The sequence below is a fragment of the Gordonia sp. UCD-TK1 genome, assembly GCF_001691435.1.
In the GTDB taxonomy this organism is placed as follows: Bacteria; Actinomycetota; Actinomycetes; order Mycobacteriales; family Mycobacteriaceae; genus Gordonia; species Gordonia hongkongensis.
In genome coordinates, this window is the sequence record NZ_LZMP01000024.1 from 68,205 (window position 1) to 94,506 (window position 26,302).

Below are 26,302 nucleotides of genomic sequence, written 5' to 3' on the forward strand. Positions count from 1 at the left end.
GTCAGCCTCCGTACTTCCGTACATAGTCGGCGATTTCGTCAACGTCCTCCAACGCAGCCCAGGCACGGCGGAGTCCGGCGCGGCCGAGGAGGTCGATGACCGGCAGCTCCCAGTGTGTGTCCTCGACCTTGGGCGGGAAGTGGCCGGCGAGAATCGAGCGGTGGACGAGGGCCATGTCGTCGATCAGGGTCGCGATGACGTCGTCGGTGACGGGATAGCCGATGGAGGCGAACTTGCCTGTGGAGGTCACGAACCAGTACCGGGCCTCGACGTCGGCTCCTAGCGTGCGGGCGAACAGTCCGTAGACGGGGAGCTGGAACTGTAGCCCCGAATTGGTGGGAGCGACGTCGGAAAGGTCCTTGTACTTGTCACCCTTGCCGGTCTTGTAGTCGGTGACGCGGATGCGGCCGCCGCTGTGTCGGTCGATGCGATCGATCTGGCCGCGGAAGCGGATTCTGTTGTCGCCGAACGCCAGTGACACCTCGGCTGCCGAGTCGGTGCCGAATGTCTGTTCAGCGTGCGTCGGGCGCCAGCCATCGTCTTGGTCGGCGCGGTTGTGCTTGTGCCAGTCGGCGAGATCGCGGAGCATGATGCCGCGGTCTTTGGCCCACAGTTGCTCGAGCCAGCCGGGACTGTTGGCCTGCGCTTCGTCGAGTACCTCATGGGCGACGAGGTGCAGACGGGCGAGGTCCAGTTCGGCGCCGTCGATGGTGTCGAGAACGTAGCGCTCGAGGATCGTGTGAATGAGAGTGCCGCGGGTGAGGGCGTCGATCTGGGCGACCTCGTCGGGGTCGCCCAGCGCACGGAGCTGCAGAATGTGTTCGAGGAAGTACTGATAGGGACTTTGCACCCAGAGTTCGAGACCGGTCGGCGACACCGGGCGGTCGAAGGTGGTGATCAGCTCCTTGACCGTCGACAGGTTGCCGTTGAACCGGGTGAAGCGGCCGTTCAGGCGGTCGCTGCGCAGGTTCATGCCGAGGTTGATGATCGGGTCGTCGAGGGCGCCGCGGCGTTGATCGGCGGGGACGGCTGCGAGCTCGCGGAGCCGCCATTCGGTGTCGGATGCGGCTGATGCACCTATTCGGTCGTCGGCGCGCTGGGCGGCGACGTCGAAAGATTCGACCGCGACGATCGGCTCCACGTTCTCGGTTTCGCGTTGCCAGTTCACGACATTGACGTCACGACCGGCCAGTCCGCCCATCGCCGGGATGAGCCATCGTGACGGCACCCTCTCCGCGCCACCGCGCAGGTTGCCGCGGGGGAACGTGACGATCCGTTCCGTGCGCCCTGTGCTGACCGCACTCGCAAAGGCGATACGTTGCCGTTCCATACGCTCGCGGGCGGTGATGCCGGTGAGTTCTGCAGGTAGCAGCGGATCGTCGCGGCGGGGTGCGGGGATGATCCCTTCAGCGCTGCCCATGACGACACTGACGTCCAGGTCGCGCCCGGCGCCCGCGGCGATCGGTCCGATGGTCACGCCTGCGCCGGAGTCTCCATGCATTGTTCGGTGCGCAGTCAGGCGCACGCTGACCGCATCCAGAACGCGCGCAGCGTTCGGCGGCGGTGCGATGCCGTCCATGCCGGCAAGGCTGATGCAGTCGGCCCGGGTAGTGGCAAAGTCGGCCGCAGCGACCTCGCGCGTGGGTGTACGGAAGTAGCGGTCGACCAGTGCAACCAGCCGTCCGGCCGCGGTGGTCCAGTCGGGCGCTTCGACGATGGCGTGCAGGTCGGCTTGCAGCTGTCTGACGTACGTGTACAGCGCTACGGCCATCGCATGATGCTCTTCATGTGCACCGACACGGGTGAGTCGTTCCCAGTCGGCGCCGCCGACGATGGGTTCGTCCTCGCGGGTGAGGCGTTCGAGCCGACGTTGCGAGATCGGGTCGTCGTCGATTTCGGGGCGCCGGACTGCACCCCCGGCGAGGAGGGTGAAGAGTTCGCGGCGCGGCATCCCGTCGAGGTCGAGCTTGAGCAGCCCGAGTAGTGCACGGCCGGTGGGTCTGTCGACGAGCGTGTGGCATTCGGGCCCGGTGAAGGCGATGTGACCGGCGGTGAGGTGTTCGTGGAGCAGTGGTAGGTATGGGTCATCGCTGCCGTAGAAGACGCCGATGCGGTGGCCGGGTGTGCCCCCGGCCAGATGCTTGCGCACGAGGCGGACAACGGCTCTGACCTCGTCGTCGGCGTCAGAGGTGTGGATGATCCGGGTTGGCGAGACGGTGACCGCCTGTTCGACGGTCTCACCGTGTTGTTGGAGTGCACGCAGGAGCTTCTGCTCGGCGCGGGTCCTGCTGACAGGGTGGTAGACGATCACCGCGCCGAGGTCGGCCAGACGTTCAACTGCAATCGCATACGCCTCGTGCGGGAGGTAGTACCTGGTGATCAGACGCTCGATCGCTGCGCGATATACGCGGAGGAGGTCGGCGACCAGGGGCGTCGGTGAGTCCACCCGCGGCTCGTCGATTGCGGTGAGTTCCCAAGCCGCGCCGGCGAGGGCTTGCGCCGTGATGGATTGGTCGGCGACGTCGGTGAAGACTCCCGGGACGTCGGCGAGGACTCGCGCAATCGCGGCTTCCAGCAGTGGATATGCGAGTGCCAGGCGAGGTGCGAGAGTTGGACCCGCGAGATTCGAGACGACTTGCTGAAGCGTGAGAACGCTAGTGCTGGCCACGGACCCTGCTCGAGCCAGACTGTGGAGGACATCCCGTCCGGAGCCGTGGTCGGGCACGACGACACTGACCTTGGCGAGTGGCGCACCAGCTTTCATCCGCATAACAGCTTCGGCCAGGAGGTCGATCGGGGGCATGGGGTCATGATGCCTGGTCCGTCTGACACATCATCGATGTTGGACTGACCGGTGGGTCGTGGTGCTCTCGGTCGAGAGCCTCTCCGCGATGTCCGGCTACAGAGTGTCGGACCTGCGTTCTATCCTGAGGGCGTCAAGTGATCCTGCGCCGGCTACGGCGCGGACCATCTCACCGCTCCCATTCGAGAGCACTCCCCAGCTCGCCCGCGTTCGGGTCCTCGTCGAGGTCGAACGTGGCCGGAAAGGAGACAACCATGGCCAAGGACACCTTCGAGGCAGCCGTAGAAACGGCGTGGGCTCACTTCGAACGCACTCTGACAGCTCGGCTGGCAACGATGGAACTCGACGACATCGTCTTCGTCATGCCGGCGGAAAACACCGGCCTCCGCTTCGCTCTGCGATTCGGCCGGCGGAGACACGGGTCATTGCACGCCACCATCGCCTGTGAGACAACCGGTTTGGACGATCTCATTCGAACGTCCGGTTGGCGGAAACGAACTGACGGGCGCTTGACCTGCGAACGGCACCAGGGACCCGCCGCCTTGGCGGAGATCGCCGCGCAGACGCTGCGCGAAGTCTGGAACGTCCCGGATCCCAGCTTCATCTGTGATGTCGGTCGGCCCCGTCCAGACCGGGCGCCGGTGATCGACCCCGAAAATCTCGGACCGGATCGGTTCCGCCTGCTGATCCGCGACGAACTCGCCACCTTCTGCGGCGGGTCCTTCCCCATCCGTTCCGACGCCACCATCGCACTTCCCTACAGCGCATTTCACGTCGTCGATCGGCATCTCCCTTGACGCTCCGTGTATCGACATCTTCGGGCACCTCGAACCGGACGTCAGGCGCCCGCGATTCACTCAGGGCCTACTCGACGATCTCGCGGGTGACTACCCCACCGTCGAGTTCGTCCTCGACGGAACCGACCTTTGGGCTGTTCGACGCGTCGACGCCCGCTGCTTCGGACGCGACCATCTGTTCACGGGGCTCTACCAGTGGTTCGACTTCGTCGACAACGGGCTGCCCCGACTCCACGACCGGCTTCACCCGGCCCCACGGTTACAGACCGTTCGACGGGGTAGGCCCGCCGGTGACAGGATCGTCAACCTGCAGCCGCGGCTCCAGCACAACAGTGACTGACGCTCGGGGACTGCGACCCACTCTCAATGTGACAGTTCAATTCTCACCACAGGAGGAACCATGAGCACACCTTCCAAGAAAGTCCTCTACATCGACATGGACAACACTCTCGTCGACTTCGAGTCCGGCATCGCGAAACTGAGCGAGGCCGAGCAGCAGCGGTTCCACGGCGACCTCGATGACGTCCCGGGAATCTTCTCGCTGATGGAGCCGATGCCCGGCGCCATCGAAGCGTTTCACGAATTGTCCGGGCTGTTCGACACCTACATCCTGTCCACCGCACCGTGGGACAATCCGCTGGCCTGGACCGAGAAACTGCTCTGGGTGAAGTTGCATTTCGGTCGAGGCGAAGACTCGCCCGCCTACAAACGCCTGATTCTCTCGCATCACAAGAATCTGAATCTCGGCCATTACATCATCGACGACCGGACCGCGCGTGGGGTCGAGCAATTCCAGGGCGAGCACATCCACTTCGGGCAGCCGGACTACGAGAACTGGGAGAAGGTCGTCGCGCACATGCGTCCGCTGGCAGCGACATAGACTCGACCCCATGTCCGCGCCCGCCGATCCGCTCGAGCTCGGGCAGAAACTCGTGGCGATTCTCGAGGGCGGTAGGCGGACCGCAACGTACAAGCTGGCCGTGCTCGTCGCACTGTTGGACCTCGCAGTCGAGTCGGTTCCCGCCGACGCAAACGCTGAAGTCGACATCAGCCTCGACGACCTGACCGACCGCGTCATCGAACTGTACGCGCGACAGCTGCGACCGCTCGACGGTCACTGACTTCGTCAGTCCACTGACGGTCGCGGAGTCATCTTCAATGTCGTTGCGACTCTGGGTTCGTCCAATGTGGGGCCACGGGTGAGCGGGCTCAGAGTCGGCGGGCCCCACGACTCTGACGCTTATCGAGCCGCACACTCGACAGTCAAACGCACGCTGGTGAGGTACCCGCTGAAACTACTCCAGAACCTGACATCAGGCGACACCAACTCGCGCTTCCTGTACGACGATTCCTGGATGGGGACCGACTCCCGGAAAGTGGTTACCGCACACGGCGACAAGCTGACCTTGTTCCCCGGCGTATGCACGGCGCTCGCCCGCTTGGCACCGCTGCTCAAGCCGGCCTTTCAGCTCGCCTGGATCGACGACGTTCGACGCATGAACAAGTACATCCTCGACGACGGCCCCGATTTAGCGCACCATCTGTTCGGCGCCGACCGCGTATCCCTGCAGCGAGCAGGCGACGCACTGGTCGACGAGTTCGGGGCAGTGTGCTTCTACTGCGGCAACACAATTCGGCGCAACCGGCACGTCGACCACATCCTTCCCTGGTCGCGCGTAGGTATCGACGGACTCACCAACCTTGTGGTGGCCTGCCAGGTGTGCAACTCCAGCAAGTCCGATCGGCTTCCCGCCCCGACCCACGTGAGGCGCGCCCTTGGTCGCGGGAGGCCCACGCTCGACGCCATCGCCAGCGAGATCAACTGGCCGAGCCAGTACGACCGCGTCGTCGCGGCGAGCCGCGGACTCTACGCCACCCAGCCGATCAACACGCCAATCTGGCTGGACCGCAACACCATCACGCTACTGGCGCGGACCGACATCAGCTGGAACGCCTAGGTCCGCGTCTCGGTACACGTGTTCGCTGCGCCTCGGCGAACGTCCCAACCGAGACTCTGTTCCGTGATCCGACGCTCAGACGCCAGGCCGCGACAGCGAATGCTCCTTGACTGAACGTGTTGATCGACTGCTCGACCCACTGCAACGCGACCGTCTGCTCCTGCCCTGCCAACGGCCCCAACGTGTAAGTGCCCACCAGACAGACCACCAGAAACGCCACCGTCGTCACATCTCGGTCGCGCCATGCGTCGCGCGCGAGAGCTGCGTACAGCGCGGTGGCTCCGACGATGACACCGACCAGGTACCGGCCCGCGATATCCGGTACCGCGACGCCGATGGCAGCCGCACCCACTACGGGCGCCGCGAGAGCAATATTGCGGACTCCCCACGCGCTAGCGGCCAGAAGCAGGAACCCGCAACCCATCACAGGGAACAGGGCATCCGCGAGCCTCGGGATGTCCGCGATACCAGTGGCCGACAAGAGCTTCTCCGTCGCCTTGGCAAACCCACCCGCGAAGATCATCGCGGCACCGATGTACGCAAGCGCCGCCCCCAGGCGTCGCGCGACGAGGAAGGCTCCGACCGCACCCAGCACGACCGGCACATAGTCGAACAGTGCGAGCGGCACCGAGACCTGATCCACGGGTGTCACACTCACACCCGAGCTTCCACTGCCGTACGCACGGCGCGTCGTTCACCCATATTATTCAGCATGCTGAACAATATACTGGACGCGTCCACTGCCACCGCATTGAGCTGCGGTGAACTCTCGACTTCGGCACGCGACACGCTTGACCGCGCTCCAGCGGTGGGCTCAGATGGACTGATGAGCGACGAACTGTTCGAGCACAAGACCAAGACACAGCTCACCCGTGAAGAAGCAGCGAAGCGAATTCACGAACTCGCCGACGCGATCGCACGCCACAACGAAGTGTCGTATGTGGAGAACAACAAGACAGTGCGCGTCGACATCCCGGACACGGTGCAGTTGAAGATCGAGATCGAACGGGGCACCGAGGAGTCCGAGCTGGAGATCGAGATCTCCTGGTAGACAGGCGCAGCGTCTGTACTCAACAGTCCGTTGGGTGACCCGGCCACCGGCGAACCTCATCTCGACTCCTGGACTTCGATCGAGGTCTGGCCATCGAGTTGAGGTCTGGCGGTCGCGGGGGTACTGACCCCTGTGGTGCAGGATGCTCCTGGCTGCGACAACATCCAAGTGTTCCGCTCACGGTGATGCAGACTGTCGGCGTACTCAGCTGCGCCCGATAGCTTCGTCGGCAACCAGACCGTCGAAGGAGCACCATGACCGAGACCGCCACCCGCCTCAACGACGTGGACATAGACGCCGTCGGCCAATTGGTCGCAGCGATCCAAGGAGATGCGACCAAGGCACAGACAACGTGGGCCGCGCACGTCCGGTGGACCGGTTCGTTCGCATCCGAGGCCCGTATTCGAAACTTCCCGCCTGTGGCGTCAGATGAGCCCGCCGTCCTCGGTGGCGGCGACACGGCACCCAACCCGGTCGAGCAGTTGCTCGGCGCCCTGGGCAACTGCCTGGCTGTCGGCTATGCCGCGAACGCCACCACTGCGGGCATCGAACTAAAGGACCTGCGAATCGACCTGAAGGGCGACCTCGACCTGCACGTGTTCCTCGGCCTTGCAGAAGGTCACGCAGGCTTCGAATCCATCACCGCGAGAGTCACACTCGACTCCGACGCACCGCGCGAGAAGCTCGACGAACTGCACGCCAAGGTCCGGGCCAGCTCACCTGTCGGACACACCCTCGGCAACGCGGTGCCAGTGGAGATCGTACTGACCTGAGGACTCCGAAGTTCTCGGACTCGGCGACCGTCTGGTCTACGAGTCGGCTATCGGATTCTCGCGTACCCAACCGGGCGCATCGTCATCCAGTGATCAAACGATCCAACTTCAGACTCTTGGGCTACACCACTTACCGTCTCATCGCCGCGAGGACATCCGAAGCTATCGAAAGGCCCTTCTCGGATTCGATGTTCGGGAAATCCTCGAGAACCTGTCTTCTGAATTCAATCAATTCGCTGTTGGCCTTGCGGCGCGGCGCCCCAGGCGGCAGTTGCGGCGCCATCGGAACGAACAGCGCAAGCAACATGACTACGAAACCGGTCCAGAACAGCGACATTGCGATCGACTCCATTGCAGCGTCGTCGGCTATCACTCCCGCGAGTCCGATACCGCTGCCGGTGAGAGCGAGGATCCCACCCGGAACGAACAGAAGAAGAAACCAACGGGCACGAACACGGGTGGAACTCAGTAGTGCGCCGCGCACGAGCACATCCCTGTACTGGTCGAGCCGAAGACGCAGGTTGCCTTCCGGCAGCTTCTCGCTGATCTCTATCAGCAGCATTATTCTCTCCCAGCTCCCCTTGGTAGCCATGTCGCCGCGCGCTTTCACAGTCACAGCAAGCGCGCCGATCAACGCAGTAGCCAATCCGCCGATCAGCGGTATCCATTCAGTCATATGTCGATACTCGCCCAGGGGTCCGACAAAGCCTCGACCTGACGTCCCCTTATCTGGCACCGAGACCTGGATGCGGGTCACGGTGCTGCGTGGGCCAGGACGCCCTGGGTTCGGCGGACGACCCTGAAGTGCGAAGACACCCGAGCACCGGCCCCCACCGCGCGGGCGTATCGTCACCGTGTGACCGACCGCATCACCGACGAACGAACATCCGAACATGGCGTCGCAGGTCACGCGATGCTCGAAAATCCGGCTCTCGCGTCCCTGACCGGACCGCATGCCSACTTCGCGCAGCGCCACGGTGCGGCCCTGCGGTACCACCCCGACGTATGCCCCATGGCGGCTCTGCCCGACTCCCCCACCGCGGAAGACTGGTCGGACGCCGCCCAACTCGTCGGTCCGGGTGGCTCCCTGTTCCTGCCGGTGGTCACGAATCGAGCTCCCGCCGAATGGGATACGACGATGGATCTGCCCGGCGTGCAGATGATCGACGCCGGACTCGACACTCGACCAGACGACGAAGCCGTGACACTGGCGCACGAGGATGTGCCCGAGATGACCGAGCTGGTCCGACTCACCCGCCCAGGCCCCTTCCGGCCGAGGACCATCGAGATGGGCACCTACGTCGGGATCCGACGCAACGGCCGCCTCATCGCGATGGGTGGCGAACGGTTGAGCCTACCGGGATACACCGAGATCAGCGCCGTGTGCACGGACCCCGACCATCGCGGCCTCGGACTCGCCTCACGACTCGTACTCGACCTGGCGCACCGCATCCGGGCACGCGGCGACATCCCGATCCTGCATGCTGATGCCCGCAACGTCGGCGCAATCCGACTGTACGAGCAGCTCGGCTTCGTCGTCCGCCGGGAAGTGCTGTTCCAGATCGTCACTGCCCCACAGTGATCACGGTGCCAGAAGCCTACAGTCGATCGCGCCTCAGCGATTTCACCAGCGGCGCAATCTCATCGAGGTAGATCGAGGCCAGCACATCCGATTCGTCGGCCAGGTGCCGCACCCGATCGGCCTCTGCCCGATCCCATTCGGTGGCGACGGCGTGCTCGAAATCGTCGATCTCACCGACACGGTCGAGCCACGCTTGCTTCTCCTGGCGATGTTGAATCTGCGCGACGATCTGCTCGTACCCGGCGAACGCCTCGAGTCGCCGCACGAGTTCGTCGAGTCGCCCCGAAAGGAGGAACGATTTGTCGGCGAAGGTCGAGACCACTTCCGGGTCGGCGGCCAGGTGTCCCGACGGCGCCTCGCCGAGCAGCGCGAACTGGTCGCGAAGGCCGACGGCCGCGCTCGCGATTGCGGTGACCTCACTGCCCAGGTCGACGCGCACGGAGTGGCGATCGAAGAAGTCGAGACGCCACGCGGGTAGTTCACTGATGCGGTCGGCAACCGCCGCGGTCGTCCACGCGATCTGGCCTATCGGGTCGGATGCGAAGCGGTCGAGTGCGCCGGTGTCGGATCCGACGTCGATCCCCTCGGGCGACCGACCGCACCAGATGTCCAGGGCACGGAGCCTGAACCCGCCGGCACCGGCCTTCCCACCGTCAGTGGAATCGTCGTCCAGTCGCTCGCGGATTGCCTGACACGACTCCCAGCGTCGAGCCTGTGCGAGTCGAAGCGTGTCGGCGAGGTCGCCCAACGGATCCGTCGGGGAGTCCTGGGGTGCCCGCGCCGGGCCCGGGTTGCCCGACCGCAACCGTACCTCCGACCTCCGGGCGCGTCGGTCGTCGCGCATGCCCGAGAACATCGCCGAGAACGCGCCGATGGCCATTCCCAACAAGACGACGAGGGCCGCCGCCATGACCACCACGAAGACGGCAATCACGACGTACATCATCAATCCAGTACACCACGGTTGACGACGAGGTGGCCGATTCCTGTGCAGGACAGCGCACGCCTGAAGATGTCGGACCCCGTGCATACCCTCGAGCCACAACCGACTCCGCGGAGGTCCCCAATGCCCATGACCATCGACGACGACTGTTTGGACTTCGCATTCCCGGAGGTCCACGCCGAGGCCCGCCTGTCCATCGCAGTGCAGCGAACCCTGCGCGTCCCCGATGACCAGACCACATTCGGTCTACCGCCCGGGCTGGGACGCTTCCACCTCACGAACGCAGGCAGACTTCGAGGCCGGCATGCCGATTGGTCCGAGTCCGACACGCTGCTCCCCATGTGGCAGGCCGAGGCGGCATGGTTTCGCTTCACCTCCCCGACCGACTACCCGTTCCTCGTACGCATGTCTGTCGGCGGGATCGATGCGATCACCGGCGAGGATTTCGCGCAAACCGTGGACTTCGACGCCGAGGACTATTTCGAGGTACCCGAACAACCCTGGCTCGACGGTTTCCGCGTCGACGAGAGATCCGTCCGTCAGTTCGTCGCCATGCCACTCGGCTCCGGTTACACCGCCGCGGAGCAGCTCGTCGGGTCCGACGACGGCGCGATACGCATCCAGGTCACGCCCCTCCGCGCGTCGACATGGAACGAGCGCCTGGCTGCTCGACGCGCGACACCGGAGCCGCCGGCTGATCTCGGCACCCTGAACTTCTGTCCCGCACCTACATCCGACTCCGCGATGGGCCTCGGCGCGGGTGGGTCGATCACCCAGTCCATCGCCAGTCCGCTCGAGCCGCGCGAGAACTGGGCGGTGGGCGACACCGTCGAGGCGACCCTGCGGATCGTCAACAGTGACGCATGGCACGATCTCACCGGGTCCGCACCGCACCATGCTCCACCGACGATCACCGAGTACCAGCGATACGGTTATCCGTGGTTCGAGTGGTACGACGACTCGCTCGCCCGCCGCGGCGCGTCGAAGCTGTCGGGAGTGAAGACCATCAAGGAGATCGGTGACGGTCTGGGTCAGACACCGCTTCCGGACAATCCCAGCTTCGACCCACCTGAGCCGCACATCGTCGGGCCCTAGGCGGCTTCGCTCGTCAGCCCCCCGGCGTGGTCCCGCCGAGCAACTCGCGGATGTCATCGGCGCCGATGGCGGCGCCGAAAAGGTCACCATCGTCGACGACGGCGTCGAACAGGTCGCGCTTACGTTGTTGCAGCGCAACCACTTTCTCTTCGATCGTGTTCGCCGACACCAGGCGATAGACCGTGACCGGACGAGTCTGACCGATGCGATGGGCGCGGTCCACGGCCTGGGCCTCGGCCGCCGGGTTCCACCACGGATCACACACGAAGCAGTAGTCCGCCTCGGTCAGGTTCAGCCCGAAACCGCCCGCCTTGAGACTGATCAGGAACACCTTCGACGCCCCGCTCGTGAACTGCTTGATCGCCGCAGTGCGCCGACGCGCGGTCATCGATCCGTCGAGGTAGCTGTATTCGACTCCGGCATCGTCGAGGGCGCGTTCGACCAATCGGAGGAAACCGGTGAACTGGCTGAAGATCAGGGCGGAATGACCTTCGGCGATGAGCTCGGGAATCTGCTCGACGAGGAACTCGATCTTGGCCGAGTCCATGTCGGTGTGCTTCTCGTCGACGAGCCCGGCGTGCAGGCTCAGTTGCCGGAGCATGGTGAGCGATCGGAAGATCTGGAACCGGTTGGCTTCGAAGTCGTCGAGCAGGCCGAGCACGCTCTGCCGTTCCCGAGTGAGGCGCGTCTGATACAGCTTGTCGTGCTTCGCGTTCAGGCTGATCGACAGCACCTGTTCCTGCTTGGCGGGCAGGTCTGTGGCAACCTGATGCTTCGTGCGCCGCAGCATGATCGGACGGATCCGTCGTCGTAGCAACGCCAACCGCCCGGGCTCCGTGCCACTTTCGATCGGCTTGCGGAAGTAGGACGTGAAGGTCTTCGCCGACGGGAACAGACCCGGCACGGTCAACGCCATCAGCGACCACAGCTCCATCAGGTTGTTCTCCAGCGGCGTGCCGGTGATCGCGATCTTGACCTCGGCATCAAGACGGCGAGCGCACTGATGAGCTTTGCTGGCGTGGTTCTTGACGAACTGTGCCTCGTCGAGAAACACGGCCGTCCAACTGACCGATGCGAATTCGTCGATCCCGATGCGCATCAGCGCGTATGAGGTGACGATCAGTTGCGCTCCCGCGATACGATCGGCGAACGCGATCTTCGCCCGTCCGCTCGTCTCGGTCACCGTTGCAATCCTCAGACCTGGTACGAACCGTTCTGCTTCGACCGCCCAGTTCGAGATCACGCTCGTCGGTGCGACCACGAGAAAGCGAGCCTGCGGTTCCTCCTCGATGACCTTCGCGATCAGCGCGAGGGACTGGAGGGTCTTGCCCAGCCCCATGTCGTCGGCGAGCACTCCGCCGATTCTGTTCTCCCACAGGAAGTTCAGCCAGTCGAGGCCGGCCCTCTGATAGTCACGCAAGTCCGCACGCAGCCCGGTCGGCACCGGACAAGGCGCCGGCGGTGTCGCGGCGGCCAGACGACGCAACTGCTCGCGCCACTTCGTGAGATCGTCGTCGACCGTCCCGAGTTCGAGCAGCTCGTCCCACAGAGTGGCGTTGTGCGTATCCCGGCGGACCCGCCCGCGGTCGAGTTCACCCAGTGCGCGGGCCTCGGCCACCAGTTCGGCCAGGCGTTGCAGCTCCGGGGTGTCGAGTACGAAATAGGCCCCGTCGGGCAACAGCATGTGTGTCGCTCCGTTCGACAACGCCGTCAGCACCTGGTGCAGCGGCACCGCGACGCCGTCGACCTCGACGGTGATCGACAGGCCGAGCCAGTCGTTGTCATCGGACCGTTCGGCACCGAAACCGATCTCGGGGACGACCTCGGCGGCACGGTAGTCGGGGAGCTCGCCGACGACCTCCACCTCGATCCCGTCAGCCCGCAGCTCCGGGGCGACCTCGGTGACGAAACGCGCAGTGTCGACGGGCGAGTAACGGTAGCGGCGGGTCAGGAGCGCAACCGATGCCGATGCGAGAGCCTCGTCGCGACTCATCTCGGCGAGTTCCGGATCGTCTGCGAACTTGCTTCCCGGAAACCCGGCGACCTGGATCTGCCATCGATCACATACCCGAGCCGCAGCTTCGAGGTGACCACGGAGTTGCTTCCACAGGCGACGTTCGGCCACGTCGTCACCGAACCCCGAGCTCTGCCCGGACGGGAAGAATCGTCTGCTCCCGTTCACGCGGTAGACGACACCCCACTCGAGGTGCGCGCCGCCGTCGTCGGCGACCCGAAGCGTGACTGCCGCGTCGGGACCGGTGATCTCGGGTCGGGTCACGGCGCCATCGGCCACGGTCACGGACATCCGACCGGCGAGGTCGGGGAGGACCTCGTCGGCGAACTCCGCGATGTCGGTATCGGGAATCCTGATCGTCCCGGCGTCGAGCAGTGCCCGGAGGGCTTTCGACGTCCCGTCGTCGACGAGCGGCGCCAGGAACATCGTGCCGCCTCGTACCAGGCTCGCTCCGTGAGGTACCGAGCCGAACAGCATCAAAGCGTCATCCGCAGACGGCCCGACGGTCGGGAGGTCGACACCGCCGGACACCACGAGACCCTCGTCGTCGCGATCGACGGTCAACGCGGCCGACGCGGGTGGAAGCAACTCGACCTTTTTCGCGCCCGTCGACTTGTGCGCCACCAGTACGACACCATCGTCGACCGCCGCCCGTAGAGCGGTCCAGATCTCGGCGGACGCCTGGTCCAATCGGTGAACCTGGGAGGTCCCGTACAGGTGTTTGTCCCCGGCGCAAAGGTGGACGGCACGGACTCGTGCCAGGTGAACGGGGTCGAAGTGCTCAGCCGGATGGTCGGTGGTGGACCTGTAGTACTCGGTCACATGTCCCGGCTCGATGGATCTCCACGTGATCCCCGTGCGTACCCAGTTGCCCTTCTTGCCGGGGGTCACCAGGCGCAATGTCACCGTCTTCAGGCTCATCCACTCGGGATCGTCGATCTCGACGAGCAGTCCGATGGGAGCCGATCCCGGCTCTTTCGGGGTGGCACCGGCGACGAGGTCACCCAGCAAAGCCCGCCACGGCTCCGACGCATGCCTCACGCCTCGAGGCGACGCACCGAGGAGTCCTGCACGCATCACCCCCAGCGCCAGAGCAACCGCGTGCTTGCAGTTGGCACCGACCGGACAGTCGCACTCAGCGACGTCGACCGCGTATCCGCGGGCGTCGTCACCGAACCCGATCTCGAGTGAGTACAGGTCGCCACTCGAACCGACGCAGGTCCCGGTCGCCGACATGAACAACGGGTCCCAGTCTTCGAGAGCCACGCGCCCCTGCTGTGCGTATTCGGCACCTCGGCTGATCGTCGCGACGTCGAAATGCGCGAGCAGGCCCGACTCCGCGGGCGATAACTGATCGAACGCTGCCACACGACGAGGCTAGGCGATTCTGCCGGCGGCGGGACCCGACGTCTGCACCGCATCGGATGTCATCCACGTTTCTCCACAGGGTCACCGAATCGGCGCCAAGCAAGCACTTGGTTTGTTAGCTTCTCGTCGATGGGATTCCTGAAGCAGACCACGCCGGAGATCGACTTCCCGACCTGGAGTCAGGGCACGCGCGCGGAGAAGATCAAGCCGATGGCGCGGCACTGGGCCGAGGTCGGGTTCGGGACACCGGTGGCGCTGCACCTGTTCTACGTCGGCAAGATCCTCCTCTACGTCCTCGTCGGCTGGGTCGTCGTGATCAGCACACCCGGGATCGACGGCTTCTTCGACGTCACCGACTGGTACAAGGAGCCGATCGTCTTCCAGAAGGTCGTGCTCTACACGATGCTGTTCGAGGTCGTCGGCCTGGGATGCGGGTTCGGTCCGCTGAACAACCGGTTCTTCCCGCCACTGGGTTCGATCCTCTACTGGCTACGCCCGAAGACGATCCGGCAGCCACCATGGCCGCGGATCCCGCTGACTGCCGGCGATTCCCGTAACCCGGTCGACGTCATCCTCTACGGCACCCTGCTCATCTTGCTGGTCATAGCGCTGTTCAGTCCGGATACCGGCGCGATCCCGGAGCTGGACACGACCGTCGGCGTCCTCCCCAGCTGGCAGATCTGGGCCGTCCTGGGTGTGCTCGCGGCGATCGGTCTGCGTGACAAGACCGTCTTCCTCGCGGCGCGCGGTGAGGTCTACGGCGCGTTCACCGTGGCGTTCCTCTTCAGCGGGGTCGACATGATCGTCGCCGCGAAGCTGGTCTTCCTCTGCATCTGGCTCGGGGCAGCGACGTCGAAGTTGAACAAGCACTTCCCCTTCGTCATCGCGACGATGATGTCCAACAACCCGATCTGGCGTTCCCCGAAGATCAAACGGAAGTTCTTCGAGGACTTTCCCGACGACCTGCGGCCGGGCCGTCGATCACGATGGATCGCGCACTTCTCCACTGCGGTCGAAGGACTCGTGCCGCTCGTCCTGTTCTTCTCCCACGGCGGGTGGGTGACCGCGGTGGCGGCGACGATCATGCTGATCTTCCATTTCGGCATCCTGTCGTCGATCCCGATGGGCGTCCCGCTTGAGTGGAACGTCTTCATGATGTTCGGCATCCTGGCGATCTTCGTGGGTCACCCCGACATCGGACTCGCCGACCTCCAATCACCCTGGCCGCTACTGCTGTTCGCAGTTTCTGCCGGCACGGTGATCATCGGGAACCTGATGCCGCGCAAGGTCTCGTTCCTGCCCGGCATGCGCTACTACGCCGGCAATTGGGACACCGGCCTGTGGTGCATCAAGCCGTCCGCGTCGGCGAAGATCGAACAGGGCATCGTCGCCATCGCGTCGATGCCGGCCGCGCAGCTCGAACGGTTCTGCGGCAGCCCCGAAGCGGCCCAGATACCGCTCTACATGGGATATGCGTTCCGCTCGTTCAACAGTCACGGTCGGGCCCTGTTCACGTTGGCGCACCGAGCGATGGCCGGCGCCGGGAGCGGAGCGAGCGGGCCGGATGAGAACGGCGTTGCGGAGTCGGAGTATGTACTGACCGACGGCGAACGAATCTGCAGCACGGCGATGGGATGGAACTTCGGCGACGGGCATCTCTCCAACGAGCAGCTCATCGAATCCCTACAGCGGCGTTGTCATTTCGAGCCCGGGGAGGTCCGGATCGTGCTGCTCGACGCGCAGCCGATCCTCCGTCAGACGCAGGAATACCGACTCGTCGACCCGGCCATCGGCGAGTTCGAACGCGGATACGTACGCGTTGCCGACCTGGTCACGCGACAGCCGTGGGACGACCAGGTTCCCGTCACGGTGACCTGGCGCGCCGACGACGGCCGGGCAGATCCCACCGGGTGAGTCGGGGCGATTGGGTCCGCCAGGCGGATCACAATGCCCCCACAGCTTCAGCAGCCCGGCGCCGGTCACGCACCTTGGTCGACGACTCCGCCCGATTCACGACCCAGGTGGCGCCACCGGCCATGGCAAGCCCGAGAGCCGTTGCCCAGCCGAAGGGTTCGCCGTACATAGCGGTGCCCCACACCGCGGTGACGGGCGGCATCAGGAACATCAGCGTGTTCACCGAGGTGACGCCGGATCGCCGTAGGAGTATCCAGTACAGCCCGTAACCGCCGAGCGTCGACAGGATCGACAGCCAGGCGATCGACAGCCAGAACGTACGGTCGGCCGGTGGCACCGCCACTCCAGCGAGAAGGCCTGCCGCGGTGAAGATCACCGCGGAGACGCCGCTGTGGATCGCCAGGATGACCATGGGTGACGGCGGGTCGACGACGCGTCGTTCGAGGAAGGTGGCGGCAACGAGCGCGGCCATACCGAGCAGCGGCACGAGGTACGCCCACCAGGGCGCGTCCGCCGACGACGTCGCGTCCGACCAGGTGACCAGTACAACCCCGGCCGCCCCGACGAGTAGACCCCACCACTGTCGTCGGTGGGCGACCGCCCCGAGCAACGGACCTGCCAGTGCGGCGACGACGAGCGGTTGGACACCGTCGATGAGTGCGGTCGTCCCGGTGCTGACGCCGAGAGCGATCGCCCAGTACACCGTGACCGTGTAGCCGGCTTGCGAGAGCGCACCGATGACGACCTGGGAACCGACCGCTCGCCCGGACATCGGCGCGAGGCCACGCCGACGCCACCGGAAGTACACCGCGGCCCCGAGTACGACCGCGACCACCAGGAATCGCCACATGAGGACCGTGAGCACCGGCGCCTCACCCGCGCCCAGCTTCGCGCCGATGAAACCCGACGACCAACAGACGACGAACACCCCCGATATGACAACTGTCACCCATCGCGCAGGTATACCGATCTGTGAAGTTCGCATGCCGACGACCTTACCGATCGGTGTAGTCTTTGTCATGTGACTGCCGAGACCACACTCTCGACCGTGGAGTGGACACCCAAGGCCCGACTCATCCTCGACGCGGCCTCAGCACTGTTCTACGAACACGGCATCCACGCGGTCGGTGTCGATTCCATCGCCGCAGCCGCGGGCGTCACCAAACGCACGCTCTACGACCGCTTCGGCTCCAAGGAGCAACTGGTCGTCGAGTATCTGCGTGCCCGCAACGCCGCCTGGCAGGAGTTCCTCCGCACCCGCCTGGACGCCGCCGATGCGTCGCCGAGCGCACAACTCGCCGCGATCTTCGACGCCACGCGGGACTGGTCGGCGGACCGCGGCCACAAGGGCTGCGCAATGATCAACGCACACGCCGAGATCAGCGATCCCGGGCATCCCGCGTTCTCGATCATCGTCGGGCAGAAGCACGAGCTCCAGGACCTCTTCGCCTCGATCGCGACGAAGGCCGGCGTGCCCGACTCGCACACATTGGCACAGCGACTGTTCATCCTCCATGAGGGCGCGCTGGTGACCGCCGGGATGGGGGTCGAGCCGGGAGCTCTCGACACGGCTCGCGACTTCGCACTCGAGACCTTCGACGGCCAGCAGTCGTATTGACGAACTCTTAGCGCCCGGATGCGTTCCGCAGCAACATGATGCGGAGTAGATCTGATGCGGTGACCTTGTTCGACATACTGCCCTCTCTGAAAGGAGTCACCGTGACCAGATCGTTCGACACCGCGACGTGGGGAACACCGTTACGCACCGTCGGACCGGACGTCGTCGCCGGCGACCTGTCCCTCCGCACCGAATCGCTGCACCGCAAGATCGCGTTCTACCTCGATGCCGACGGCGAGCCCGTCTGCCAATCCCTGTGCCCGACCGGGGTGTGGTTCCCGACGCTGGTCACCCGGGTCGCGTCTGCGATCGTCGCCCGGGAACGCGTCGTCGTCCATGTCGACGCCGCCCTCCCGCTTCACTCCGCACTGCTCGATGTCGCTTTCCCGGGGACTCATCTGGCGGGTGCGACCATGGTCGACATCACCGTCGTCGACCTGTCCCGGCATCGTCGCACCCTGCACGCCGAAGCCCCCGCGCATCTCACGGTCACCGGCACCATCGCCCTGGCCCTGTCGCCCGTGATCCCGCCGCGGACAACGGACCCGCGACACGCCCCCCGGGGCGGTCACCGCCTGACACAATCGCAAACGGCACGACAACTACTGGGCAAAGAGAGGCCGAAACCGCCGCCAGGGCTCATAATCGCCTGATGCAACCGGAAACGGTCTCACGATTCCTGCCCGGACTGGGAGTGCTCCGCAGCTACGAGCGGTCATGGCTGAAGGGTGACATCGTCGCCGGGATCGTCCTGACGGCGTTGCTCATTCCCGCCGGCATGGGGTACGCCGAAGTCGCCGGGTTGCCACCGGTCACCGGTCTCTACGCAACGGTCATACCGCTGCTCGTCTACGCCGTCGTCGGACCGTCCCGCATCTTGGTCCTCGGCCCCGACTCGTCGCTCGCCCCGATCATCGCGGCGTCGATCATTCCGCTCGCAGCATTCGACGCCGAGCGCATCGCTTTGGCCGGCGTACTCGCCATCGAGGTCGGTCTGGTGCTGCTGATCGGCGGCCTCCTCCGGCTCGGCTTCGTCACCGACCTGCTGTCCAAACCCATCCGCATCGGCTACCTCAACGGGATCGCACTGGTCGTGGTGCTCAGCCAGTTGCCGAAACTGTTGGGCTTCAGCGTCGATGGCGATTCGGCCCTCCAGGAAGCCGTCAACATCGTCCGGGGCGTCACGTCCGGCGAGGCCGAGCTGCTGCCGACGGTCATCGGGGTGTCGTGCCTGGTCCTGATCTTCGGACTCAAGTTCTGGCGCAAAGCGATTCCCGGAGTTCTGGTCGCCGTGGTGGCCTCGATCATCGCGGTCGCGGTCTTCGGTTGGTCCGATGACCTGCCGGTCGTCGGCGCCATGCCCCGCGGCTTCCCCTCACCGTCCCTGGAGGGCGTCACCCTCGACGACGTCATCAGCCTGATCGGCCCGGCCGTCGGTATCGCGCTGATCGCGTTCGCGGACACCAGCGTGCTGTCGCGAACATTCGCCGCGCGTGCGGGTGACCAGGTCAACGGCAGCCAGGAGATGGCGGCCATCGGCACCGCGAACATCGCCACCGGCTTCCTGAGCGGCTTCGCGATCTCGGCGTCGTCCTCCCGCACCCCGGTGGCCGAACAGGCCGGCGCCAAATCCCAACTCGCCGCGGTCGTCGGGGCGCTTCTGATCGTCGTGTTCATCTTCGTCGCACCGGGAGTCACCGCCTACCTTCCGTCAGCAGCGCTGGCCGCCGTCGTGATCGCCGCGGCCATCTCGCTGATCGACATCTCCGGCGTGGTGGCGCTGTTCCGCGCAAACTGGGTCGAGGGTGCGCTGTCGATCGCCGCGTTCCTCGGTGTCGCGCTGATCGGTGTCCTGCAGGGCATCCTGGTTGCGATCGGCCTGTCGTTCATCGCCTTCGTGAATCTCGCGTGGCGACCGTACCGGACGGAGTTGGGGCGGGTTCCGGGACTGCGCGGCTACCACGATGTGACCCGCCATCCCGAGGCCGAACGCATCGACGGTGTGCTCATCATCCGATTCGACGCCCCGTTGTTCTTCGCCAACGGCGGCATGTTCGACGACTACGTCCGAGGCAAAGTCCGCGAGGCGAGAACAGCGGGGCGAGAGCTCCACACCGTGATCATCGCCGCCGAGCCCATCGTCGACATCGACGCCACCGCTGTCGACGAACTCGTCGAACTCGACGATTACCTCCGCACCCACGACATCGAACTCGTCTTCGCGGAGATGAAAGATCCGGTGCGGGACAAACTCCGGCGGTACGACTTGCGTGTCGACGGGAGGCCGCGCTTCGACGACTCGCGTTTCGCGCCCACGACGGGAGCGAAGATCGACGAGATCACCGGGCAACTCCGTCGGGACATCGAACCGTCGGACGGTCAGGCCTGAGTCCCGCGCGGGTAGCCTTTGTTGTCACTGCCGACCGGCGACCCGCCACCGTCCGCTGAGGAACTGCCACCGATGACCGCGTCCCCGAATGTGCCACCGACGGCCGGGCGATCGGGCACCGAGGCAGCGGCGAAAGCCGCCATCGCCGACTTCGAGGCGGGGCTCTCGGACCGGGACCGTCGAGTACTGACCGAGCGCATCTACGCCCTGCACCCACGGACGCAATCCGAGGTGGCCGAGCTCCTCGGATCGTCCCGCGAGCGAGTCACCCAGATCGACCGCTCACTGCGTCGGCGACTCGCCTCCGTGGTCGGCACGACACCCCCGCTGGCCGAAGTGTCCACCGCGATCCATCGTGCGACCGCCCCGATCGCCGACGCCGTCCGGCTCGTTGCCGACGTACCGATCGCCGGGGCCCTCGTCGGCGTTGACGACGCACCTTGCTGGCGCGTGGTGGCCAGGGCCTCCGGCCTGCGCACGACCGAGGACTGGATCATCCGGGGCACGTTGCGCGCCGTCGCCGAGCTCACGAAGACGGTCGCCGACGGCGCCGCCGACACCGGCGGGCTGGTTCCGGTCGACGCCGTCGCCGCCGGCCTCAGCCTGACCCCCGCGTCCGGCGCACGATGGTTGCGTCGCACGGGATACGCGGTGCTCGGTGACCACGCGATCGCGATGACCTCGTCGACGGGTGACGTCGTCGCCGCTGTGCTCGGAGAAAGCGGCGCACCACTGACCTTCGGCGAGATCGTCGACGCCATGCGACCGATTCCCCGCGCACAGGCCAGCATCCGTAACGCCATCACCTCGGACGCCCGCATCGTCAAGACCGATCGCACCCGCTACGGCCTCGCCGAGTGGGGGCTTCGCCGGTACGAGCCGGTGCATCTGCAGATCGATGCGATTCTCTCCGACCACGACGGCGCCGCACCCATCGACGACGTCATCGCGACGATCCAGGGCCGACACGAGGTCAGCGACACCACGATCCGTGCGTACGCAGGCGCCGGCGAATTCCAGATTCGCGACGGCATCGTCACCCGACGCGAGCGACCACATCGGCCGCGGCGGACGCCGGGACGAACGCGCGGACTGTACCGCGAAGACGACGTCGTGCGCTGGTCGACGACGATCACTCCCGCGCAGTGTCGCGGAACGGGTTTCAACATACCCAGCGCACTCGCCGGCCTTCTCGGCATCGGCCCCGGTTCACCGGTCACACTCGAGACCGAGCTGGGCACACAGGCTTTCACGTGGGCATCGGTTCAGGCACGATCCGGCTCGATCAAGCGGTTCATCGATGAGCTCGAACTGGAACCGGGTACGCCCGTGTTCCTCGACTTCGGGCCGCACACCTTCGCCGTTCGACGGGCCGAGCACGCAACCGCGTCGTCCGCCGCGGACATCCTGACCCGGATCGGGCGGCGACCGACCCGGCTCACCAGAACCCGACTCCTCCAGGTGCTCGCCGAATCACTGTGGTTGCCATCGAAATCCGGCATCGACGAGGTCGTAGAGCTCCTCGGCAGGCGTCGCGAGACCGACCTCGCGGACCGAGTCACGGCCGCACTGCGCTGAGCATCGGTCAGCGAGTGCTCGGGGCACCCCAGTGGGGCTCGCCGTACGGGGCGTCGACCGCGACGCATGCACCGGCCGACGCGCAGGCGAGGATCCGGACCATGGTGTCGCGAGTACCGAGATCGCCTTCGAAAGACACATACTCGCCACGACGCAACCCGACGTCTGCCACCATCCGCTCCGCCTCGGCGATCAGTTGGCCTGTGGCGTCTTGTGGTCCGTCGCCGAGGTCGACGACGAGGCCGCCCTCGTTCCGGAGCATGTCCGCCGTCCGGAGTGCAGCGAGGACGAACTCGTCGCCGACGCGGTACATCTGACGACAGTGCTTCCGGGGCACGGCGGCTTCGACCAGATCCTCGACCTCGATGCATTGATCGACATGAGCGAGCACGAAACCGATCTCGCACGAATGCGCCGGTTCGCACGATGGGCCGAGGACGATCGGAACCGTGACGGCGTCGACCTCCAGCAAGGAATGCGTGGCGAGCACGAACTCCCAACCCGTGCGGATCACGAGGCCCACCCGACTGCCCGCGCGGACCCCGCAGGAGACCAGTTGCTCGGCCATCCATTCCACGGACTCGTAGAACCGTTCGAAGTCGATGACGGCGTCACCGGTGTGCACCGCGGGCAGCGAGCCATGGGTGTCGTGGGCGCCGCTCAGCGGCGAACATGAAGCCGACGTCTGACTCACACATCCCCGTATGCGTAGCGAGTTCGTCTGCCGTGCAGCCGAACTCGTAGAACTCGCGGGCGGCTCCGCCGGCTCGCACCGGCACGAGACCCTCGCCTTGCAGAGGTTAGGCTACCTTTACCAGGCGGGTCGGTGTCAACCCCCTACATAGTTTTTCACTCATCTCATATTTAGGGTACGTTCACCTACGATCCCACCCTGCCGCACTGTCGGGCCTCMCCCTGCGATGAGTCCCGACGCGCATGCGACACCCCGTTTCCGAACGGGTAGATGACACGAGGAGAGCACGAGATGACACAACGAACCCTGCGGGCCGTCGGACTGTCCGCACTCATCGGCGGATCGGTGACTGCCGCGCTGCTCGCCGGCGCCGCGTCGGCGGGCGCAGACACATTCGTCCGGCTTCCGGGCGGCACCGCGAAAGGTGAGGGCGTCCAGATCGTCCGATCCGAGGAGAGCGCGCGGGTCTCGACGTCGATGGCCGCCAACGGCGTGTCCAGAACCACCTGGGTCAGCGGCCAGATCACCTTGTACGCACCGAATCTCAAACCCGCGAAGGCAGGACCGAGCGTCGGCGCGGCCGGCGATACAACCCTGCCCGGAAGCAACGGAACCGCCACGAACGGCGCCGCCGCCACCCTGTCCACCGGCTACATCATCGGGTGCCAGGTGAACATCAAGGGCCTCCAGGGCGGTCTGTCCGGATCGTTGACCCCGACCGCCCCCTCCCTGTCGGGGACCCTGACCGTCCCGCTGGCCGCCGGCGACGTCACGTTCGTGGTGTTGAACACCAAGAACATCGAGAAGGCCGGTACCTACCACCTCGGTTACGACGACGCGCAGATCGACGTGCAGAACTGCGGCGGTTACGCCCAGGCGCGAGCATTCACCACGATCGAGACCACCGGCGAGGTGCACCAGAAGGTGAACCTCTACGGCAAGCCGTTCTCCATCGGCTGACCGCGAACCCGTTGCCCACCACCATGACCCGCCGAATCGGAGCTCCCATGACCGTCACCAAGCGCCGCACCACGCGCACCCGGATCATCGCGTCCACGACCGCAGTCGCCTGCGCGGCACTGATACCCGTCCTCGATGCCGCACCCGCACACGCCGACACCACCGTCCAACTCCCCGGGCAATCCGTCACGAAGAAGTTGAAAGACGGTACGACGGTGACCATCACGCGCAGCAACGAGTCCGCGCGGATCACCCCGTCGATGGGCGCCACGCCCCTGCACCGCAACGCCTGGGTGTCCGGCAAGTATGTGGTGACCACCTCCGACCCGGCCGCGAAGATCGGTGTCGGCGCCGGCTACATCGTCGGCTGCCAGCTGACGCTGGGCGGTAACTCGAACAGCAGGGCCGGCGCGACCGCACCCGACTTCGACCTCCAGAGCGCGACCACGACGGCCGAGACCGGCGCCGGCGTGACCATCGGGCCCGGCCAGGCCGTCAACTACGTCATCAACGACCGTGAGTACAAAGACGCGTTCGGTGCGGCCGGCCACTCGTCGTCGATCAGCTTCTCCGGCGGCAAGGGCACGCTGGCGTACACCAACGAGACCATGATGGTGAACGGCTGCGCCGGTTACGCGCAGGCCCGGTCGTACTCCAAGGTGAGCATCACCACCGACAACGTGTCGCAGTCGATCGCCGTGTACGGAAAGCCGTTCAGCATGGGCTGACCGACCACCGCTCCCAGAGATGCGAAATGGCCCCCCACCCGTGAAGATGGGGGGCCATTCCTGGCGGTGGCGGAGGGATTTGAACCCTCGGTACGGGGTTACCGCACACAGCATTTCGAGTGCTGCACCTTCGGCCGCTCGGACACGCCACCGCCGAAGACTGTACCGCAGACCCGAGGTCAGACTTAAATCGGCTGCTCAGGCGGGCTTCGTCGAGCGGCCAGCTGCACTAGTGGCCGGTCAGCTTGTCCTTGACGTCGTCGATCTTGCCCTTGACGGCGTCGGCGGCGTCGGTGATCTTCTGCTTGCCCTCGGCGTTCGCCTGGTCGCCCTTGCCCTCGTTCTTGAGGCTCTGATCGTCGGTGAGGCTGCCGGCAGCTTCCTTGCCGCGACCCTTGAGCTCTTCGGCCTTGTTCTTGGCGTCGTCCGTGGTTCCCATGAAGCCTCCTCGGTGAGGTTCGGCGCGGCCGGGTGCCGTCCGATGTGGAAGAACTCGGCGACGACCGACGCGCCGGCTGCTCGACACTGGCGCCGCCTGGGGAGCGGACTCCCGCATCCCACCGTGCCACAGGTGTGCACTGAGCTGCATGACCGCAGGTCAGCGACCTGTCAGCGGCTGTTGAACTTCTGGGACACCTCGTTGATCTTGTCCTTGGCGGTACTGAACGCCTCTTGGACCTTCTCGTTCTCGGCGAGATCGTTGAGCTTGTCCTTGGCGGTGCCCAGCGCGTCCTGGACCTGCTTGCTCTCGACGAACTCGTCGATCTTGTCGCGCGCGGTACCCAGCGCCTCCTGGACCTTGCCGCTCTCGGCGAGCTCGTTGATCTTGGCCTTGGCGGTGTCGAAGGCCGCGGTCACCTTGTCGGACGGATCGGTCATGATTACTCCTCGCGGATCGGGGATGCTGACGTCCAATCTGCCAGGACCGCCCGCCACCGACCACCGGTCTGCACCCTGAGATCTCACCGATCTTGAGTCCTCACGACCCCGAGATGACGACGGTCACGGGTGTCGTCGGGTGGCGAAGAAGTCGACCATGAGTGCGCGGCACTCGGCTTCGAGGACGCCGCCCTTCACCTGGGGGCGATGTGACAGCCGTGGATCGCGGACGACGTCCCACAGCGAACCGACGGCACCGGTCTTGGGCTCCCACGCCCCGAAGACGACGGCGTCGACCCGGGACAGCGTGATCGCTCCGGCACACATGGTGCACGGTTCGACGGTCACCGCGATAGTGCATCCCGGGAGCCGCCATCCATCACCGAACGCCCGCGCCGCGGCACGCAGCGCAAGCACCTCGGCGTGGGCCGTCGGATCGGAATCGGCCTCGCGACGGTTGGCGGCGCGGGCCAGTTCGACGCCCTCGGGGTCGAACACGACTGCCCCGATGGGTACGTCGTCGGTCCCCGACAGTGCCGCCGCGTCGAGCGCGGACCGGACCATGGCCTCCCAGGCGGGCGCACTCATCGCGCGGCTTCGTGCGGGCTCAGTGGCCGAGGGAGTCGAGAACCTTGCCCAGCTCGTCGGCGAAACCGAGCCGCGCCGCGATCATGCCGAGCTGTTCGTCGGCATACAGATCGGTGTCCCCGACGATGATGCTCATGACCGCGTCGGGCAGTCCCAGGTCGGCGAGCAACCCGAGGTCCCCTTCCTCCCACGGATCGATCTGATCGAGCTCGTCCGGATCGATGTCGGGGACCTCGATGTTGAGGGCGTCCAATGCGTCGACCGCGATGTCGTAGTCGACGGAGGCGGTCGCGTCGGAGATCAGCAGACGCGCCCCGGTCGGCGACGGCCGGACGATGATGAAGAACTCGTCGTCGACGTCGAGGAGCCCGAAGACCGCGCCCGCCGAACGCAGCTCACGCAACTGGGTCTCGGCGTCCTCGAGATCGGAGAGCGCCGACGGTTTCATCGCGGTGACCTTCCAACCGCTCTCGTCGCGGACGACCGCCACGGCGAAACCGTCGATGTCGTCGTCCACGTCCTGCGCGTTCGACCCCGACTTCCCAAATCCGGCACCGGCCATGCGACAAA

25 protein-coding genes, 1 tRNA gene and 1 pseudogene are annotated in these 26,302 nt (G+C 65.7%); 14 read left to right on the forward strand and 13 right to left on the reverse strand.

Annotation, left to right across the window (positions count from 1 at the left end; genetic code table 11):
- Nucleotide 1 precedes the first annotated feature (1 nt).
- The gene (locus A9310_RS14210; protein WP_238994997.1) at nucleotides 2–2,668 is read right to left on the reverse strand and encodes a PD-(D/E)XK nuclease family protein; all 2,667 of its coding nucleotides are present in this window, start codon (nucleotides 2,666–2,668) and stop codon (nucleotides 2–4) included.
- A 389-nt stretch (nucleotides 2,669–3,057) separates the two neighbouring features.
- Between A9310_RS14210 and A9310_RS14215 the strand changes: the two genes are divergently transcribed.
- The gene (locus tag A9310_RS14215; RefSeq protein WP_139104628.1) at nucleotides 3,058–3,600 is read left to right on the forward strand and encodes a hypothetical protein; all 543 of its coding nucleotides are present in this window, start codon (nucleotides 3,058–3,060) and stop codon (nucleotides 3,598–3,600) included.
- 67 nt (nucleotides 3,601–3,667) lie between these two features.
- Here A9310_RS14215 and A9310_RS26145 read toward each other — a convergent pair whose 3' ends face one another.
- Nucleotides 3,668–3,847, reverse strand: a complete 180-nt coding sequence (locus A9310_RS26145) for a hypothetical protein (protein ID WP_065631190.1) — start codon at nucleotides 3,845–3,847, stop codon at nucleotides 3,668–3,670.
- Between the two features lie 153 nt (nucleotides 3,848–4,000).
- On the opposite strand from A9310_RS26145, the gene A9310_RS14225 reads away from it, so the two are divergent.
- A complete protein-coding gene (locus A9310_RS14225) occupies nucleotides 4,001–4,480 on the forward strand; it encodes a hypothetical protein (protein WP_065631191.1) in 480 nt (159 codons plus the stop codon).
- Nucleotides 4,481–4,490: 10 nt separating this feature from the next.
- Nucleotides 4,491–5,558, forward strand: a pseudogene (locus tag A9310_RS14230) (HNH endonuclease).
- Here the strand turns inward: A9310_RS14230 and A9310_RS14235 are convergent.
- On the reverse strand, nucleotides 5,542–6,216 hold the full coding sequence (locus A9310_RS14235) for a hypothetical protein (RefSeq protein ID WP_065631192.1): 675 nt from the start codon (nucleotides 6,214–6,216) through the stop codon (nucleotides 5,542–5,544). The pseudogene A9310_RS14230 and the gene A9310_RS14235 overlap by 17 nt on opposite strands.
- Nucleotides 6,217–6,384: 168 nt before the next feature.
- Between A9310_RS14235 and A9310_RS14240 the strand changes: the two genes are divergently transcribed.
- Nucleotides 6,385–6,609: an amphi-Trp domain-containing protein gene (locus A9310_RS14240; protein WP_065631193.1), complete on the forward strand. Its 225-nt coding sequence runs from the start codon at nucleotides 6,385–6,387 to the stop codon at nucleotides 6,607–6,609.
- Nucleotides 6,610–6,863: 254 nt separating this feature from the next.
- Nucleotides 6,864–7,382, forward strand: coding sequence for an OsmC family protein (locus A9310_RS14245; protein WP_065631194.1), 519 nt, complete (start codon nucleotides 6,864–6,866; stop codon nucleotides 7,380–7,382).
- A gap of 130 nt (nucleotides 7,383–7,512) precedes the next feature.
- Here the strand turns inward: A9310_RS14245 and A9310_RS14250 are convergent, their stop codons facing one another.
- Nucleotides 7,513–8,058 carry a hypothetical protein gene (locus A9310_RS14250; protein ID WP_065631195.1) on the reverse strand — a complete coding sequence of 182 codons (546 nt, stop codon included), beginning with the start codon at nucleotides 8,056–8,058 and terminating at the stop codon, nucleotides 7,513–7,515.
- A gap of 180 nt (nucleotides 8,059–8,238) precedes the next feature.
- Here A9310_RS14250 and A9310_RS14255 point away from each other — a divergent pair, with 180 nt between their 5' ends.
- Entirely contained in the window at nucleotides 8,239–8,964 is a 726-nt protein-coding gene (locus tag A9310_RS14255; RefSeq protein WP_065631196.1) for a GNAT family N-acetyltransferase, read from the forward strand.
- 16 nt (nucleotides 8,965–8,980) lie between these two features.
- On the opposite strand, the gene A9310_RS14260 is transcribed toward A9310_RS14255, so the two are convergent.
- On the reverse strand, nucleotides 8,981–9,910 hold the full coding sequence (locus A9310_RS14260; RefSeq protein WP_065631197.1) for a hypothetical protein: 930 nt from the start codon (nucleotides 9,908–9,910) through the stop codon (nucleotides 8,981–8,983).
- Nucleotides 9,911–10,036: 126 nt separating this feature from the next.
- On the opposite strand from A9310_RS14260, the gene A9310_RS14265 reads away from it, so the two are divergent.
- Nucleotides 10,037–11,002: a hypothetical protein gene (locus tag A9310_RS14265; RefSeq protein ID WP_254661262.1), complete on the forward strand. Its 966-nt coding sequence runs from the start codon at nucleotides 10,037–10,039 to the stop codon at nucleotides 11,000–11,002.
- A gap of 13 nt (nucleotides 11,003–11,015) precedes the next feature.
- Here the strand turns inward: A9310_RS14265 and A9310_RS14270 are convergent, their stop codons facing one another.
- A complete protein-coding gene (locus A9310_RS14270; protein ID WP_065631199.1) occupies nucleotides 11,016–14,384 on the reverse strand; it encodes a DEAD/DEAH box helicase in 3,369 nt (1,122 codons plus the stop codon).
- A 129-nt stretch (nucleotides 14,385–14,513) separates the two neighbouring features.
- On the opposite strand from A9310_RS14270, the gene A9310_RS14275 reads away from it, so the two are divergent.
- Nucleotides 14,514–16,298 (forward strand): DUF3556 domain-containing protein, encoded by a 1,785-nt coding sequence (locus tag A9310_RS14275; protein WP_065631200.1) that lies wholly within the window; start codon nucleotides 14,514–14,516, stop codon nucleotides 16,296–16,298.
- A 28-nt stretch (nucleotides 16,299–16,326) separates the two neighbouring features.
- Here A9310_RS14275 and A9310_RS14280 read toward each other — a convergent pair whose 3' ends face one another.
- Nucleotides 16,327–17,283 (reverse strand): DMT family transporter, encoded by a 957-nt coding sequence (locus tag A9310_RS14280; RefSeq protein WP_083207397.1) that lies wholly within the window; start codon nucleotides 17,281–17,283, stop codon nucleotides 16,327–16,329.
- Between the two features lie 36 nt (nucleotides 17,284–17,319).
- On the opposite strand from A9310_RS14280, the gene A9310_RS14285 reads away from it, so the two are divergent.
- The 4 genes from A9310_RS14285 (at nucleotide 17,320) to A9310_RS14300 (ending at nucleotide 21,883) form a co-directional block, all read left to right on the forward strand.
- Entirely contained in the window at nucleotides 17,320–17,916 is a 597-nt protein-coding gene (locus A9310_RS14285) for a TetR/AcrR family transcriptional regulator (protein WP_254661263.1), read from the forward strand.
- A gap of 101 nt (nucleotides 17,917–18,017) precedes the next feature.
- Nucleotides 18,018–18,569, forward strand: a complete 552-nt coding sequence (locus tag A9310_RS14290; RefSeq protein ID WP_254661264.1) for a hypothetical protein — start codon at nucleotides 18,018–18,020, stop codon at nucleotides 18,567–18,569.
- Entirely contained in the window at nucleotides 18,569–20,305 is a 1,737-nt protein-coding gene (locus A9310_RS14295) for a SulP family inorganic anion transporter (protein WP_065631202.1), read from the forward strand. Before A9310_RS14290 ends, A9310_RS14295 begins: the two co-directional genes overlap by 1 nt.
- A gap of 72 nt (nucleotides 20,306–20,377) precedes the next feature.
- Nucleotides 20,378–21,883 (forward strand): sigma factor-like helix-turn-helix DNA-binding protein, encoded by a 1,506-nt coding sequence (locus tag A9310_RS14300; RefSeq protein ID WP_065631203.1) that lies wholly within the window; start codon nucleotides 20,378–20,380, stop codon nucleotides 21,881–21,883.
- Nucleotides 21,884–21,890: 7 nt separating this feature from the next.
- On the opposite strand, the gene A9310_RS14305 is transcribed toward A9310_RS14300, so the two are convergent.
- Nucleotides 21,891–22,577, reverse strand: a complete 687-nt coding sequence (locus A9310_RS14305; RefSeq protein ID WP_254661265.1) for an AMP-binding protein — start codon at nucleotides 22,575–22,577, stop codon at nucleotides 21,891–21,893.
- A gap of 291 nt (nucleotides 22,578–22,868) precedes the next feature.
- Here A9310_RS14305 and A9310_RS14310 point away from each other — a divergent pair, with 291 nt between their 5' ends.
- A complete protein-coding gene (locus A9310_RS14310; protein WP_065631205.1) occupies nucleotides 22,869–23,537 on the forward strand; it encodes an MspA family porin in 669 nt (222 codons plus the stop codon).
- Between the two features lie 47 nt (nucleotides 23,538–23,584).
- Nucleotides 23,585–24,265, forward strand: a complete 681-nt coding sequence (locus tag A9310_RS14315) for an MspA family porin (protein ID WP_065631206.1) — start codon at nucleotides 23,585–23,587, stop codon at nucleotides 24,263–24,265.
- Nucleotides 24,266–24,326: 61 nt separating this feature from the next.
- On the opposite strand, the gene A9310_RS14320 is transcribed toward A9310_RS14315, so the two are convergent.
- From A9310_RS14320 to A9310_RS14340, 5 genes are all read right to left on the reverse strand, one after another.
- Nucleotides 24,327–24,417, reverse strand: a tRNA-Ser gene (locus tag A9310_RS14320).
- A gap of 77 nt (nucleotides 24,418–24,494) precedes the next feature.
- Nucleotides 24,495–24,704 (reverse strand): CsbD family protein, encoded by a 210-nt coding sequence (locus tag A9310_RS14325; RefSeq protein ID WP_065631207.1) that lies wholly within the window; start codon nucleotides 24,702–24,704, stop codon nucleotides 24,495–24,497.
- A gap of 170 nt (nucleotides 24,705–24,874) precedes the next feature.
- The gene (locus A9310_RS14330) at nucleotides 24,875–25,144 is read right to left on the reverse strand and encodes a hypothetical protein (protein ID WP_065631208.1); all 270 of its coding nucleotides are present in this window, start codon (nucleotides 25,142–25,144) and stop codon (nucleotides 24,875–24,877) included.
- Nucleotides 25,145–25,267: 123 nt separating this feature from the next.
- The gene (locus A9310_RS14335; protein WP_171011642.1) at nucleotides 25,268–25,732 is read right to left on the reverse strand and encodes a nucleoside deaminase; all 465 of its coding nucleotides are present in this window, start codon (nucleotides 25,730–25,732) and stop codon (nucleotides 25,268–25,270) included.
- A gap of 19 nt (nucleotides 25,733–25,751) precedes the next feature.
- The gene (locus A9310_RS14340; RefSeq protein ID WP_058250986.1) at nucleotides 25,752–26,294 is read right to left on the reverse strand and encodes a tRNA adenosine deaminase-associated protein; all 543 of its coding nucleotides are present in this window, start codon (nucleotides 26,292–26,294) and stop codon (nucleotides 25,752–25,754) included.
- Nucleotides 26,295–26,302: the final 8 nt, after the last annotated feature.

What these genes read in the sequence shown, in the direction of transcription:
- A9310_RS14340 (WP_058250986.1), bottom strand. Translation starts at nt 26,294, where the DNA reads ATGGCCGGTGCCGGATTTGGGAAGTCGGGGTCGAACGCGCAGGACGTG.
- A9310_RS14330 (WP_065631208.1), bottom strand. Translation starts at nt 25,144, where the DNA reads ATGACCGATCCGTCCGACAAGGTGACCGCGGCCTTCGACACCGCCAAG.
- A9310_RS14335 (WP_171011642.1), bottom strand. Translation starts at nt 25,732, where the DNA reads ATGAGTGCGCCCGCCTGGGAGGCCATGGTCCGGTCCGCGCTCGACGCG.
- A9310_RS14260 (WP_065631197.1), bottom strand. Translation starts at nt 9,910, where the DNA reads ATGATGTACGTCGTGATTGCCGTCTTCGTGGTGGTCATGGCGGCGGCC.
- A9310_RS14325 (WP_065631207.1), bottom strand. Translation starts at nt 24,704, where the DNA reads ATGGGAACCACGGACGACGCCAAGAACAAGGCCGAAGAGCTCAAGGGT.
- A9310_RS14310 (WP_065631205.1), top strand. Translation starts at nt 22,869, where the DNA reads ATGACACAACGAACCCTGCGGGCCGTCGGACTGTCCGCACTCATCGGC.
- A9310_RS14275 (WP_065631200.1), top strand. Translation starts at nt 14,514, where the DNA reads ATGGGATTCCTGAAGCAGACCACGCCGGAGATCGACTTCCCGACCTGG.
- A9310_RS14265 (WP_254661262.1), top strand. Translation starts at nt 10,037, where the DNA reads ATGACCATCGACGACGACTGTTTGGACTTCGCATTCCCGGAGGTCCAC.
- A9310_RS14215 (WP_139104628.1), top strand. Translation starts at nt 3,058, where the DNA reads ATGGCCAAGGACACCTTCGAGGCAGCCGTAGAAACGGCGTGGGCTCAC.
- A9310_RS14280 (WP_083207397.1), bottom strand. Translation starts at nt 17,283, where the DNA reads ATGCGAACTTCACAGATCGGTATACCTGCGCGATGGGTGACAGTTGTC.
- A9310_RS14225 (WP_065631191.1), top strand. Translation starts at nt 4,001, where the DNA reads ATGAGCACACCTTCCAAGAAAGTCCTCTACATCGACATGGACAACACT.
- A9310_RS14300 (WP_065631203.1), top strand. Translation starts at nt 20,378, where the DNA reads ATGACCGCGTCCCCGAATGTGCCACCGACGGCCGGGCGATCGGGCACC.
- A9310_RS14250 (WP_065631195.1), bottom strand. Translation starts at nt 8,058, where the DNA reads ATGACTGAATGGATACCGCTGATCGGCGGATTGGCTACTGCGTTGATC.
- A9310_RS14245 (WP_065631194.1), top strand. Translation starts at nt 6,864, where the DNA reads ATGACCGAGACCGCCACCCGCCTCAACGACGTGGACATAGACGCCGTC.
- A9310_RS14240 (WP_065631193.1), top strand. Translation starts at nt 6,385, where the DNA reads ATGAGCGACGAACTGTTCGAGCACAAGACCAAGACACAGCTCACCCGT.
- A9310_RS14295 (WP_065631202.1), top strand. Translation starts at nt 18,569, where the DNA reads ATGCAACCGGAAACGGTCTCACGATTCCTGCCCGGACTGGGAGTGCTC.
- A9310_RS14315 (WP_065631206.1), top strand. Translation starts at nt 23,585, where the DNA reads ATGACCGTCACCAAGCGCCGCACCACGCGCACCCGGATCATCGCGTCC.